This window comes from Streptomyces griseicoloratus, assembly GCF_014534645.1.
GTDB lineage: Bacteria > Actinomycetota > Actinomycetes > Streptomycetales > Streptomycetaceae > Streptomyces > Streptomyces griseicoloratus.
In genome coordinates, this window is sequence record NZ_JACVQF010000191.1 from 47268 (window position 1) to 61041 (window position 13774).

A 13774-nucleotide genomic window follows, 5' to 3' on the forward strand; every position below is an offset into this window, starting at 1 on the left:
ACCACCACCGCACAGCGCAGGGACCCGCACACCCCTGCCCGTGGAGAAAGCGCTTCCCGCACGACACACGCACGACGTACCAGAACGGAGAACAGTCATGGCCCAAGCCGCAGCCGTGGCGAAACCGCCCGCGCCACCCCGGCGGCGCCGTGCCTCCGCCACACCGCGCAGGCTCCCGTACCTGCTGATCGCCCCGGCGGCCCTGCTCATGCTGGGCTTCATCGCCTACCCGGTCGTCAGCGTCTTCTACTACAGCCTGCAGGACTACAACCCCACCAAGCCGTGGCGGAACGGCTACGCGGGCTTCGACAACTTCGTCCGCATCTTCACCGACGACCCGGTCTTCTGGGACACCCTCGTCTTCAGCGCCAAGTGGGTCTTCGTCGAGGTCGGACTCCAGCTGCTGTTCGGCCTGGCGCTCGCCCTCATCGTCAACCAGACGTTCGTCGGCCGCGCCCTCGGCCGCGCCCTCGTCTTCTCCCCGTGGGCCGTCTCCGGCGTCCTGACCTCCGCCATCTGGGTGCTGCTCTACAACTCCCAGACCGGCATCACCCGTTACCTCGCCGACATGGGCATCGGCGACTACGGCACGAGCTGGCTGTCGGACACCTCCACCGTGTTCCCGGCGGCGATCGTCGCCGACCTGTGGCGCGGCGTCCCCTTCTTCGCGATCCTCATCCTCGCCGACCTCCAGTCCGTCTCGAAGGACCTGTACGAGGCCGCCGAGGTCGACGGGGCGAGCCGCATCAAGCAGTTCTGGCACATCACGCTGCCGCACCTGAAGGACGCCATCATCCTGTCCACGCTGCTGCGCGCGGTGTGGGAGTTCAACAACGTCGACCTGCTCTACACCCTGACCGGCGGCGGACCGGCCGGCGAGACCACCACGCTGCCGCTGTACATCGCCAACACCAGCGTCGACGCGCACGACTTCGGCTACGCGTCGGCCCTGACCACGGTGGCGTTCGTGATCCTGCTCTTCTGCTCGATGGTCTACCTGCGGCTGAGCAAGTTCGGAGGCGACAACAAGTGATCACCAAGGAGGCCACCGAGGCCGCGCCCGCCCCCGCGCGCGTCGCGCCCGCACCGCCGGGGCCGTCGAAGCGGCGCCCCGCCTGGGACGAGGTCCCCCGCTGGCAGATCTACCTGCCGCTCTCCGTCTACCTCGTCTTCACCCTGATCCCGTTCTACTGGATCCTGCTCTTCGCCCTGCGCCCGGCAGGCTCCACCTCGCTCGTGCCCTGGCCGATGACCTTCGACCACTTCGAGAAGGTCTGGACCGACCGGAGCTTCGGCACCTTCTTCCAGAACAGCGTGCTCGTCGGCGTCGCCACGCTGGTGATGACCACCCTGGTGGCGCTGGCCGGCGGCTACGCCCTCGCGCGGTTCGACTTCCGGATCAAGCGGGGCTTCATGCTCGCCCTGCTCTGCTCCCAGTTCGTGCCCGGCGCGCTGCTGCTGGTGCCGCTGTTCGAGATCTTCGCCGAGCTGCGCATGATCAACTCGCTGGGCAGCGTCATCATCGCCGAGACGGTCTTCCAGCTGCCGCTGTCGATGATCCTGATCAGCAACTTCATCAAGAACGTGCCGTACTCCCTGGAGGAGGCCGCCTGGGTCGACGGCTGCAACAGGATGCGGGCCTTCCGGGTCGTCGTCCTGCCGCTGCTGCGGCCCGGCCTGATCGCCGTCGGCTCCTTCGCCTTCGTGCACTCCTGGAACCACTTCCTGTTCGCCCTGATGTTCCTCAACAACCAGGAGAAGCAGACCATCCCGGTCGGCCTCAACACCCTGATGAGCGCGGACAGCGTGGACCTGGGCGCGCTCGCCGCCGGCGGCATCATCGCGGCCGTCCCCGTGGTGATCGTCTTCGCCTTCATCCAGAAGTGGCTGATCACCGGCTTCAGCGCGGGGGCGGTGAAGGGATGAGACTCCATCGCGCAGGGCTGAGACGCCGTCACCTGGCCCTCTCCGCCGTCCTCCTGGGCGTCCTGTGCGTGCCCGCTCAGGCGCAGGCCCGCGACATCGGCCGCGACACCCTGCCGGCGGGCGACGGCTGGGCCGCGTACGGAACCGGAACCACCGGGGGAGCGGCCGCCGACGACGCCCATGTCCACACCGTCACCGACCGCGCCGGACTCGTCCGCGCCCTCGACGGCGGCAGCGACACCCCGAAGATCATCAAGATCGCCGGGACCATCGACGCCAACACCGACGACGACGGCGACCACCTCGACTGCGACGACTACGCCACCGGCGGCTACACCCTGAAGAAGTACCTCGCCGCCTACGACCCCCGCACCTGGGGTGCGGCCAAGCCCAGCGGCCCGCAGGAGGAGGCCCGCCAGGCGTCCGCCGCCCGGCAGGCCGAGCGGGTCGTGCTGCGGATCGGCTCCAACACCACGATCGTCGGGCTGGGCTCCGGCGCCGTGCTCAAGGGCGCCGGCCTCCAGGTCGAGGACGCGGACAATGTGATCATCCGCAACCTCGACATCCGCGACGCCTACGACTGCTTCCCCGTCTGGCAGCCCAACTCCGGCGGCCTCGGCGACTGGAAGACGGCGTACGACAACATCTGGCTGCGCGGCGCCACCCACGTGTGGATCGACCACGTCACCCTGTCCGACAAGGGGCACCCGGACGAGAGGGAACCCACCCACTTCGCCCGCAACTACCTGCGCCACGACGGCCTGCTGGACATCACGAACGGCTCCGACCTGGTCACCGTCTCCTGGAGCCGGTTCGCCGACCACGACAAGGCGATGCTCATCGGCAACGGCGACTCGGCCACCGGCGACCGGGGCAGGCTCCGGGTCACCCTGCACCACAACGAGTTCGAGTCGATCGTCCAGCGCGCCCCGCGCGTCCGCTTCGGCCAGGTGCACGTCTACAACAACCGGTACGTCGTCCCGGAGGGCTCGGACTACCGCTACTCCCTCGGCGTCTCCACCGAGTCCGCGATCCACGCCGAGAACAACGCCTTCACCACCCCCGGCCACGTCGAGGCGGCCGACCTGGTCAAGAGCTGGAACGGCAGTGCACTGCACCAGAGCGGCACCCTCTTCAACGGCTTCCCCGTCGACCTGCTCGCCCTCAACAACGCCTACAACTCCGGCAGCGAGCGCGACCTGACGGCCGACGTCGGCTGGACACCCACCCTGCACGGAAGGATCGACAGCGCTGCCGTGGCCGACCGAGAGGTGGCACGGGGCGCCGGCGCGGGGAGGATCCCATGAGCCTCAAAGGCAGCACACCCCTGCCCGTGGTCCTCGCGGGCGCGCGCGGCCACGGCCGCTGGCACGTCGACAACATCCGCCGCCTGGAGAACAAGGGCCTCGTACGGCTGGCCGGCATCTGCGAGCTGACCCCGCTCACCGAGGAGGAGTTCGGCGGTGAACTCCCCGAGCAGTCCGACGACTTCGGTGGGCTGCTGGAGTCCACCGGCGCCCGGGTCGCGGTGATCTGCACCCCGATCCCGACCCACACCGACCTCGCCCTCACGGCGGCCGAGCGGGGCGTGCACCTGCTGCTGGAGAAGCCGCCGGCCCCCTCCTACGCCGAGTTCCGCCGGATGGCCGACGGGGTCGCCGCGGCCGGGGTCGCCTGCCAGATCGGCTTCCAGTCGCTGGGCTCGCACGCCGTGCCCGCGATCCGTGAACTGCTCGCCGAGGGCGCCATCGGCCGGACGGCCGGGATCGGCGGGGCCGGGGCCTGGGTGCGCGACGAGGCGTACTTCCGGCGGGCGCCCTGGGCGGGCAGACGCCGGCTGGACGGCGCCGACGTGATCGACGGCGTGCTGACCAACCCCCTCGCCCATGCCGTCGCCACCGCCCTGGCCCTCGGCGACAGCACCCGCGCCGAGGACGTCACCGGCATCGAGACCGAGCTGAGCCACGCCAACGACATCGAGGCCGACGACACCTCCTGCGTCCGGATCGGCACCGCGCGCGGCCACCAGGTCACCGTCGCGGCGACGCTGTGCGCCGAGCGGGCCGACGAGCCGTACGTCCTGGTGCACGGCACCAGCGGCCGGATCACCTTCTGGTACAAGCAGGACCGCGTCCTGCTCCAGCGCGCCGGCCACGGCCCCGAGGAGTACGAGTACGGCCGCACCGACCTGCTGGAGAACCTGGTCGCCCACCTCACGACCGGCGTCCCCCTGCTCGTCCCCCCGGACGAGACCGGCGCCTTCATGCGGGTCGTGGAGGCCGTCCGCCGGGCCCCCGACCCGGCCCCGCTGCCCGACGGCGCCTGGCACCGCGTCCCCGGCGAGGGCCGCCGGGTGGTCCCCGGCATCGACGGGCTCGTCGCGGCGGCCGCCGACACCCTCTCCCTCTACTCCGAGCTGGGCGCCCCCTGGGCACCGGACACGGAGCACCCGCTGAAAGAGGTGAGCACCCGATGACCGGCACCGACTCCCCGGTGCTGCGCGTGGCGGGCCGGCCCGTCGGCCGCTACGTCACCCGGCCCGAGCTGCCCGCCCGGCTCTCCCCGCGCCCCTACCTGCACCCCGTCACCACCCTGGCCGGCACGGCCGTGACCGAGTCCGGCCCCGCCGACCACCTCCACCACCTCGGCGTCGGTGTCGCCGTTCCCGACGTCGAGGGGCACAACTTCTGGGGCGGGCGCACCTTCGTCCGCGACCGGGGCCCCACGGAGCTGGACAACCACGGCACCCAGCGGCACCTCGCCTTCCAGCTCCGCGACCCCGACGGCTTCGTCGAGGAGCTGCGCTGGGTGGCGGGCGGCACGGAGCTGCTGCGCGAGCGCCGCACGGTCGCCGCCACCGAGCTCACCGCCACCGCCTGGGCGCTGGACTTCACCTTCTCCCTCACCAACGCCACCCGCGACCCGGTCACCATCGGCAGCCCCGCCACCAACGGGCGCCCCGGCGCGGCCTACGGCGGCTTCTTCTGGCGCGCCCGCAAGGAGAGCGCGGCCCCGGACGTCTTCACCGCCGACCGCAAGGGCGAGCAGGAGGTCCACGGCCGCACCGCCGACTGGCTCGCCCTGGTGGGCGGCACCTGGTCGCTGGTGTTCGCCGGCGCCACCGCGCGGACCCGGCGGGACCCGTGGTTCGTGCGCACCGAGGAGTACCCGGGCGTGGGTTCCTCCCTCGCCCACGACGAACGCCTGGCCGTCGCACCCGGCGACACCCTCGTGCGCCGGATCGTCACCGTCGTCGCCGACGGCCGGCTCGGCACCGACGACGCCGCGACCCTCGTACGGAAGGCGGTGGGCCCATGACCCCCGAGACCGCGGACACCTACACCAACCCGGTCCTGAACGCCGACTGGTCCGACCCGGACGTCGTCCGCGTCGGCGAGGACTTCTACCTGACCGCCTCCAGCTTCGGCCGCGCCCCCGGCCTGCCGCTGCTGCACTCCCGCGACCTGGTCAACTGGACCCTGGTGGGCCACGCCCTGGACCGCCTGGAGCCGGCGGACGACTTCGCGGTGCCGCGCCACGACTGCGGGGTGTGGGCACCCTCCCTGCGGCACCACGCCGGCCGCTTCTGGATCTTCTGGGGCGACCCCGACCAGGGGATCTTCCAGGTCAACGCCCCGGAGATCCGGGGGCCCTGGACCACACCGCACCTGGTGAAGGAGGGCAAGGGCCTGATCGACCCCTGCCCGCTGTGGGACGAGGAGACCGGCGAGGCGTACCTCGTGCACGCCTGGGCCAGGTCCCGTTCCGGCGTCAAGAACCGGCTCACCGGCCACCGCATGCACCCGGACGGCACCGCCGTCCTGGACGAGGGCAAGGTGATCGTCGACGCCGACCGGATCCCCGGCTGGTTCACCCTGGAGGGCCCGAAACTCTACCGGCACGACGGCTGGTTCTGGATCATGGCGCCCGCCGGGGGAGTGGAGACGGGCTGGCAGGGCGCGTTCCGCTCGCGCGGCTTCTTCGGGCCGTACGAGGAGAAGGTCGTCCTGGAGCAGAAGGACACCGACGTCAACGGCCCCCACCAGGGCGGCTGGGTGCGCACCCCGGCCGGCGAGGACTGGTTCCTGCACTTCCAGCAGCGCGGCGCCCACGGCCGGGTCGTCCACCTCCAGCCCATGCGCTGGGGCCCGGACGGCTGGCCGGTGCTGGGCGACGACGGTGCCCCGGTGAGCGTCCACCGGCGTCCCGCGCTGCCGCCGCAGCCCCCGGCGGCGCCCGCCACGGACGACGACTTCCCCGGCGGACGGTTCGGCCGCCAGTGGTCGTGGACGGCCAACCCGCGCGACGGCTGGGCCACCCAGCACTCCGGCGACGGCCTGAAGCTGGCCTGCGTCCGCTCCGCCGACGCCCACGACCTGCGCAGGCTGCCGAACGTCCTCACCCAGCGGCTGCCCGGTCACCCGTCGGCCGTGGAGGTGGAACTGTGCCTGGACAGCGAGGAGCCGGGCGCGCGGGCGGGGCTCGCGGTGCTCGGTGACGCCTACCGCTGGATCGGGCTCCAGCGGGGCGCGGACGGGTCGGTGCACCTGGTGCACCGGTTCGCCGAGCCGGTCGCCGAGGCGGAGCGGGACGCCGACCGCCCCCGGCTCGCGCCCGAAGGGCGGGCCCGGCTGCGGATCGAGGCGGACGCCGGGGCGCGCTGCCGCTTCTCCTGCGACGTCGGCGACGGCTTCCGGCCCACCGGCCAGGTCTTCGCCGCCGCCCCCTGGCGCTGGGTCGGCGCCCTGCTCGGCCTGTTCGCGCTCGCGCCCGCCGGCCAGGGACACGCCGGCGCGGCGACCTTCACGCAGTTCCGCATCAGACCCCAGTAACCCACCCCACCCGTACGCCTGTTGGGAGCCGCAATGACGCACCTCCGTAGCAAGCGCTTGCCGGGAGCCGGCAGAACCCTCGCCGCCGTCCTCGGTCTGGTCACCGCCCTGGGTCTCGGGACGCTCGGCGAGGCACGGGCCGCTCCGGGCGCAGAGACCGGGACCCCTCGCTTCACCGACCGGCCGCACGGCTTCGCCTCCCTCGCCGGCGGCACCACCGGCGGCGCCGGCGGCGAGGTCGTCACCGTCACCGACCAGGCCGCGCTGGTGAAGTACGCGGCGGCCGAGGAGCCGTACGTCATCCGGGTGGCGGGCGCGATCGACGTCGAGCCATTCGGCGCGGAAATCGTGGTCGGTTCGGACAAGACGATCGTCGGTGTGGGCGACACCGGCGAGATCGTCCACGGCGAGCTGCACCTGAACCCCGGCACGCACAACGTGATCATCCGCAACCTGACGATCCGCGACTCGGCGGTCGAGGGGAACTGGGACTGCAAGGACACCGACTACGACGGCATCCAGATGGACACCGTCCACCACGTGTGGGTCGACCACAACCGGTTCTCGAACATCTGCGACGGGCAGCTCGACGTCCGCAAGGACAGCGAGTACGTCACCGTCTCCTACAACCGGTTCGAGAACAACAACAAGACGTTCGGACTGGGCTGGACGACGAACGTCAGGACGCAGATCACGATCGACCACAACTGGTTCGCGAACACCAAGCAGCGCAACCCCTCCGTGGACAACGCCGCCCGCGCGCACCTGTACAACAACTACCTGACGGCGCAGGCGGACCCGGGCGACCCCGTGTGGACGTACGGGAACTGGTCGCGCGGCGCCACGAAGATGGTCATCGAGAACAGCTACTACCAGGACGTCCAGCACCCCTACCAGGCCGACGCCACCGCCGAGCTGGTGCAGCGCGGATCGATCCTGAAGAACACGACGGGCCGGCACGACGAGTGGGGCGCCGCCTTCGACCCGCGCGACTTCTACGACTACCGGCTCGACCCCGCGGCGGCCGTCCCCGCCCTGGTGAAGCGCTTCTCGGGACCGCAGAAGCAGATCGGCACCCACTGATCCCCCCCCCACGCGTTCAGCACGTTCACCTCTTTCGTTGGATCCAGAAGAAGAGAGCCGACCAATGAAGATCAGCATTCGCAGCAGCAGCACAGGCAGGCGCCGGACGTCGGCCGCCGTCGCCCTGGGGGCCGTGCTCGCGCTGACCGCCACCGCCTGCGGCGACGACGGCAGCGGGGCGGGCGGCGACAAGGGCGCCGAGGGCAGCGGCAAGGGGAAGATCGTCTTCTGGGACAACAACGGCGGTGTCCGCACCGACATCTGGAAGGAGATCATCGCCGACTTCGAGAAGGCCAACCCGGACATCGACGTCGAGTACGTCGGCATCGCCGCCACCGAGTACCAGTCCAAGGTCGACACCGCCATCCAGGGCGGCGGCCTGCCGGACGTCGGCGGTGTCGGCGCGGCGATGCTCGCGGGCTTCGCCGCCCAGGACGCGCTGGAGCCGCTGGAGAACCGGCTCACGGGATCGTCGCTGAACAGCAAGCTCAACAAGGACATGCTCGAGTCGCTGAAGGCGGCCGGCGGCGGTGACGGCCGCCTGTACTCGGTCCCGACCTCCGCCAACAACGGCGTCCTCTACTACCGCACCGACCTGTTCGACAAGGCCGGCCTGGAGCCGCCGACGACCTGGGACGCGTTCTTCGAGGCCGCGCAGAAGCTCACGAACGAGGACAAGAACGAGTTCGGCTACACCATCCGCGGCGGCGCCGGCTCCATCGCCCAGGCGCTCGACGCGATGTACGGGCAGTCCGGCATCACGTCGTTCTGGGACGCCCAGCGCGAGAAGACCACCGTCAACGACCCGAAGAACGTGGCGGCGCTGGAGAAGTACGCGGCCCTCTACAAGAAGGCCACGCCGGCCGCCGACGTCAACAACGACTTCACCAAGATGGTCGCCCAGTGGGACTCCGGCACCATCGGCATGCTGAACCACAACCTGGGCTCCTACCAGGACCACGTGAAGGCCCTCGGGACGGAGAAGTTCCGCGGCATTCCGCAGCCGACCGGGCCCGGCGGCAAGCGCGTCCAGGTGTCCAACCCGGTCGACGGTCTCGGCCTGTTCAAGAGCTCCAAGAACAAGGACGCCGCCTGGAAGTTCATCGAGTTCGCCCTCTCCCACGAGGAGAACTCGAAGTTCAACGAGTCGGCGGGGCAGGTCCCGGCGAACACGGAGGCCGCGAACGACGCGTGGATCACCAAGGCCGAGCCGACGAAGCTGGCGGCGCAGGCGCTGAACGACGGGTCCACGACCATCGTCCAGCTGCCGTACTACCTGCCGGACTGGAACACGATCTCCAAGGCCGACAACGAGCCGAACTTCCAGAAGGTGCTGCTGGGCAAGATGAGCGCGAAGGACTTCCTGGACACGATGGCCGAGCAGCTGAACGAGGCGCAGGCCGAGTGGAACGAGCAGATGGCCTAGTCGTTCCGGTTCCCGCCGTGGGACGGTCCGCGGTCCACGGGCCGCGGACCGTCCCACGGGAAGCCGTTCGTCCCTCCTCCGAAAGGCACACCGGCGTGTCACTCACGCGCAGACAGGTCACCGCAGCCACCGTCACCGCCCTTCCGCTGGCGTTCGCGGCAACCGGAACCGCACAGGCCGCACGTCACCGGCCCCGCACCCTCTACATCGCCGGCGACTCCACCGCCGCCCAGAAGTACGCCGACGCCGCTCCCGAGACCGGCTGGGGCATGGCGGCGCCCTTCTTCCTCCGCGGGGAACTGGGCGTCTCTAACCACGCCGTCAACGGGCGGAGTTCCAAGAGCTTCGTCGACGAGGGGCGGCTCGACGCGATCCTCGGATCGATCCGGCCCGGCGACTTCCTCCTGATCCAGTTCGCCCACAACGACGAGAAGAAGGAGGACCCCGCCCGCTACACCGAGCCCTGGACGACGTACCAGGACCACCTGCGGCTGTACGTCGAGGGCGCCCGGGCCCGCGGGGCACGGCCGGTGCTGGCCACGCCCGTCGAGCGGCGCCGGTTCGACGCGGACGGCCGGGCGGTGCCGAGCCACGGCGAGTACCCGGCGGCGATGCGGGAGCTGGCCCGGGAGGAGGGCGTGGCGCTGCTGGACGTCCAGGCGCTGTCGCTCGCGCTGTGGCAGCGGATCGGCGTCGAGGGGACGAAGACGTACTTCAACTGGACCGCGACCGAGCAGGACAACACCCACTTCAACCCGCCGGGCGCGATCGAGGTCGCCCGGCTCGTCACCCGGGAGCTGCTGCGCACGCGGGTGCTGGCGCACCGGGACGTGCGCCGGCTGGACGAGGAGATCCCCGAGTCCTGGATCGGCTGGCCCCCGGCGCCCGCCGCGTAGCACCCCGACCCTCATCAGGCGAGAAGGAGAGCCGCACCATGGAAAGACAGAGATGGCATGGGCATGCCATGAAGAGGGGTGCCGCGCTGATCGGCTGCACCGCCCTCGTGCTGTCCCTCACCGGCACCGCCGCCCAGGCCCGCCCCCACCACCCGCGCGACCTCGCCCGGCAGACCCTGCCGGCGAACGACGGCTGGGCGTCCCACGGCACCGGGACCACCGGGGTGCCGCCGCCGACGCCGAGCACGTGTACACCGTCAGCACCTGGGCCCAGTTCAAGGCAGCCCTCGCGGCCGGCGGCAGCGCACCGAGGATCATCAAGGTGAAGGGCACCATCGACGCGGTCGCCGACGGCTGCGACGCCTTCGCCGCGCCCGGCTACGACTTCGGCGCCTACCTGGAGAAGTACTCCCCGGAGAACTGGGGACTGGAGACCGACCTCGGCGACGAGCCCGACGACAGCCCCGAGGGACTGCGCCGCGCCTCCGCCGCCCGCCAGGACCAGGCCATCAAGGCGAACGTCCCCGCCAACACCACGATCATCGGCATCGGCCGGAACGCCGGCTTCAAGGGCGCCAGCCTCCAGATCAAGGGCGTGGACAACGTCATCGTCCGCAACCTGACCTTCGAAAGCCCCGTGGACTGCTTCCCGCAGTGGGACCCCACGGACGGCGACAAGGGCAACTGGAACTCCGAGTACGACAGCGCCGTCGTGTACGGCTCCACCCACGTGTGGCTGGACCACAACACCTTCACCGACGGCGAGCACCCCGACAGCGCGGCCCCGACGTACTTCGGCATGCTGTACCAGCAGCACGACGGCCAGCTGGACGTGGTCCGCGGCGCCGACCACGTCACCGCCTCCTGGAACGTCTTCACCGAGCACGACAAGACGATCCTGATCGGCAACAGCGACAGCGAGTCCACCGCCGCCGGCGACCGCGGACACCTGAAGGTGACCTTCCACCACAACCTGTTCAAGAACCTCGTCGAGCGCGCGCCCCGGGTCCGCTTCGGCCAGGTCGACGTCTACAACAACCACTTCGTGGCCGACGACTCCTACGCCTACAGCTTCGGCATCGGCAAGGAGTCGCAGCTCGTCGCCGAGCACAACGCCTTCACGCTGCCGGACGGGGTCAGCCCCGCGAAGGTGCTGAAGAAGTGGAACGAGTCGCCGGTCACCGCCGCCCACAACCGCGTCAACGGCCGGAGCGTCGACCTGATCGCCGTGCACAACGCGGAGATCCCCGGCGAGACCCTCCAGCCGGGCGCGGGCTGGACGCCCACCCTGCGCACCGGGGTCCACCCGGCGAAGGCGGTCCCCGCGATCGTCGACCGCGGAGCGGGCGCGGGCCGCCTGCGCTGACGCGCCCCCGAACCGGGCCGGGGCGCCCGCACCGCCCCGGCCCGCCACCTGCGAAGGAGCACCCGCATGCACCGACCCGCCCTGACCCGCAGAGGCTTCCTCCTGGCGACCGCCGGCGCGGGCACCGCCCTCGGCCTCGCCGCCGGCCCCGCGTCCGCCGGGCCCCGTCCGCGCCCGTTCGGCCGCCACGGCTCACCGGCCGCCCGCGCCACCCCGAAGACCCTGTACGTCGACCCGCACGGCCGCGGCGACTTCACCTCCGTCCGGGCCGCGGTGGCCGCGGCGGCCGGCGCCGGCTGGACGCTCGTCATCGCGCCCGGCACCTACCGGGAGACGGTCGCCGTCGACGCCACCCGCACGGAGTGGACCTGGATCGGCGCCTCGGAGAACCCGCGGGACGTCGTCATCGTGTACGACAACGCGGCCGGCACCCCCAGGCCCGACGGCTCCGGCACCTACGGCACCAGCGGCTCGGCCACCACCACCGTGCAGGCCGACGGCTTCACCGCCCGCTGGATCACCTTCGCCAACGACTGGCTGCGCGCCGACCACCCCGGCGTCAGCGGCACCCAGGCCGTCGCGATCAAGGTCCAGGGCGACCGCTCGGCCTTCCACCACTGCCGGTTCCTCGGCCACCAGGACACCCTCTACGCCGACAGCCGCGACCTCGGCCACTTCGCCCGCCAGTACTACACGCACTGTCACGTCGAGGGCGACGTCGACTTCGTCTTCGGCCGGGCGACGGCGGTCTACGAGCACTGCCACTTCCGCACCCTGACCCGCACCGACCTGTCCACCGCGCCCTACGGCTTCGTGTTCGCGCCGTCCACGGCGGGCGCCAACCCGCGCGGCTACCTCGTGACGCACAGCCGCGTCAGCAGCGAGGCCCCCGACGGCTTCTACAAGCTGGCCCGCCCCTGGGTGCCGAGCTCCGACACCACCGCCCGCCCGATGCTCACCGTCCGCGAGACCCGCCTCGGCGCGGGCATCGACGCGGTCGCGCCCTACGCCAACATGCGCGACGCCCACCCGTGGCAGGACCAGCGCTTCCGGGAGTACCGCAACACCGGCCCCGGCGCGACGATCACCGTCCCCGAGAACCGTCCCCGGCTCACCCGCGCCGAGGCCGCGTCGCACACCCGGGAGGCGTACCTCGGGGACTGGCGGCCGTATGACCACCGCCGCTGAGCTGCCCGGCTTCCACCCGTCGCTCAAGGACGAGCTGACCTTCCCGCTCGCCTGGGGCACCTCGCCGATCCGCGACTTCGGGGCGTGGCGGCGGGCGGCCCGCGCGACCGTCGAGGACCACCTGCTCGTCGACCGGCAGGACACCACGCCGTTCGCCCCGGAGTACACCGCGCGCTCGGAGGGCGACGGATACACGCGGGAGTCGGTCACCCTCTCCCTCACCCGGTACGAACGCGTCCGCGGCGCCCTGCTCACCCCGCACGGCACCGGGCCGTTCCCGGCGGTCCTGCTGCTGCACGACCACGGCTCCCGGTTCGACATCGGCAAGGAGAAACTCGTCCGGCCCTGGTCCGACGGCACACGCCTCGCCGCCGCCGAGGAGTGGGCCGGCCGGCACTTCGGCGGACGTTTCCCCGGCGACGAACTGGCCCGGCGCGGCCATGTCGTGCTGTGCCTGGACGCCTACGGGTGGGGCGACCGCGCCCCCCTCGCCTACGAGCGGCAGCAGGCCCTGGCGAGCAGCCTGTACCACCTCGGCAGCTCCCTCGCCGGACTCATGGCCCGCGAGGACGCGCGGGCCGCCGCCTTCCTCGCCGGGCTCGGCCGCGTCGACGCCCGGCGGGTGGCGGCCCTCGGCTTCTCCATGGGCGGCTTCCGCGCCTGGCAGACGGCCGCCCTCACCGACGACGTCGCCGCCGCGGTGAGCGTGTGCTGGATGACCGGCCTGAAGGAGATGATGGTGCCCGGCAACAACGCCCTGCGCGGGCAGTCGGCGTTCCACATGCTCCACCCCGGTCTCGCCCGGCACCTCGACCTCCCCGACGTGGCGAGCATCGCCGCGCCGAAGCCGATGCTGTTCCTGCACGGCGAGGAGGACCCGCTGTTCACGGCGGACGGCGTCCGCGCGGCGTACGCCCGGCTGCGCGCGGTCTGGAGCTCCCGCGGTGCCGGCGACCGGCTCCGTACGGAGATCCTGCCGGGTGCCGGGCACGCCTTCCCGGTCCGGGTGCAGGACGACGTCTTCGCCTGGCTCGACGCCGTCCTGTGAGCCCGGACC

General features: G+C 71.7%; 11 protein-coding genes and 1 pseudogene. All 12 read left to right on the forward strand.

Features of this window, described 5'->3' with window-relative positions:
- Window positions 1–97: 97 nt before the first annotated feature.
- A complete protein-coding gene (locus tag H0H10_RS17320) occupies window positions 98–1033 on the forward strand; it encodes a carbohydrate ABC transporter permease (protein WP_188181885.1) in 936 nt (311 codons plus the stop codon).
- Window positions 1030–1926 (forward strand): carbohydrate ABC transporter permease, encoded by an 897-nt coding sequence (locus tag H0H10_RS17325; RefSeq protein ID WP_188181886.1) that lies wholly within the window; start codon window positions 1030–1032, stop codon window positions 1924–1926. Before H0H10_RS17320 ends, H0H10_RS17325 begins: the two co-directional genes overlap by 4 nt.
- On the forward strand, window positions 1923–3233 hold the full coding sequence (locus H0H10_RS17330) for a pectate lyase family protein (RefSeq protein WP_188181887.1): 1311 nt from the start codon (window positions 1923–1925) through the stop codon (window positions 3231–3233). The genes H0H10_RS17325 and H0H10_RS17330 overlap by 4 nt, the downstream gene beginning before the upstream one ends.
- Window positions 3230–4402: a Gfo/Idh/MocA family protein gene (locus tag H0H10_RS17335; protein ID WP_188181888.1), complete on the forward strand. Its 1173-nt coding sequence runs from the start codon at window positions 3230–3232 to the stop codon at window positions 4400–4402. The genes H0H10_RS17330 and H0H10_RS17335 overlap by 4 nt, the downstream gene beginning before the upstream one ends.
- Window positions 4399–5244 carry a DUF6807 domain-containing protein gene (locus tag H0H10_RS17340; protein WP_188181889.1) on the forward strand — a complete coding sequence of 282 codons (846 nt, stop codon included), beginning with the start codon at window positions 4399–4401 and terminating at the stop codon, window positions 5242–5244. The genes H0H10_RS17335 and H0H10_RS17340 overlap by 4 nt, the downstream gene beginning before the upstream one ends.
- Window positions 5241–6758, forward strand: a complete 1518-nt coding sequence (locus tag H0H10_RS17345; RefSeq protein WP_188181890.1) for a glycoside hydrolase family 43 protein — start codon at window positions 5241–5243, stop codon at window positions 6756–6758. Before H0H10_RS17340 ends, H0H10_RS17345 begins: the two co-directional genes overlap by 4 nt.
- A 33-nt stretch (window positions 6759–6791) precedes the next feature.
- Complete coding sequence (locus H0H10_RS17350) at window positions 6792–7841, forward strand: pectate lyase family protein (protein ID WP_188181891.1); 1050 nt, start codon at window positions 6792–6794, stop codon at window positions 7839–7841.
- A 64-nt stretch (window positions 7842–7905) separates the two neighbouring features.
- Complete coding sequence (locus H0H10_RS17355; RefSeq protein WP_188181892.1) at window positions 7906–9267, forward strand: ABC transporter substrate-binding protein; 1362 nt, start codon at window positions 7906–7908, stop codon at window positions 9265–9267.
- Window positions 9268–9362: 95 nt separating this feature from the next.
- The gene (locus H0H10_RS17360; protein WP_188181893.1) at window positions 9363–10163 is read left to right on the forward strand and encodes a rhamnogalacturonan acetylesterase; all 801 of its coding nucleotides are present in this window, start codon (window positions 9363–9365) and stop codon (window positions 10161–10163) included.
- A gap of 38 nt (window positions 10164–10201) precedes the next feature.
- Window positions 10202–11529: pseudogene (locus H0H10_RS17365) on the forward strand (pectate lyase family protein).
- Window positions 11530–11595: 66 nt separating this feature from the next.
- The gene (locus tag H0H10_RS17370) at window positions 11596–12717 is read left to right on the forward strand and encodes a pectinesterase family protein (RefSeq protein WP_188181894.1); all 1122 of its coding nucleotides are present in this window, start codon (window positions 11596–11598) and stop codon (window positions 12715–12717) included.
- Complete coding sequence (locus H0H10_RS17375; protein ID WP_188181895.1) at window positions 12701–13765, forward strand: dienelactone hydrolase family protein; 1065 nt, start codon at window positions 12701–12703, stop codon at window positions 13763–13765. The genes H0H10_RS17370 and H0H10_RS17375 overlap by 17 nt, the downstream gene beginning before the upstream one ends.
- Window positions 13766–13774: the final 9 nt, after the last annotated feature.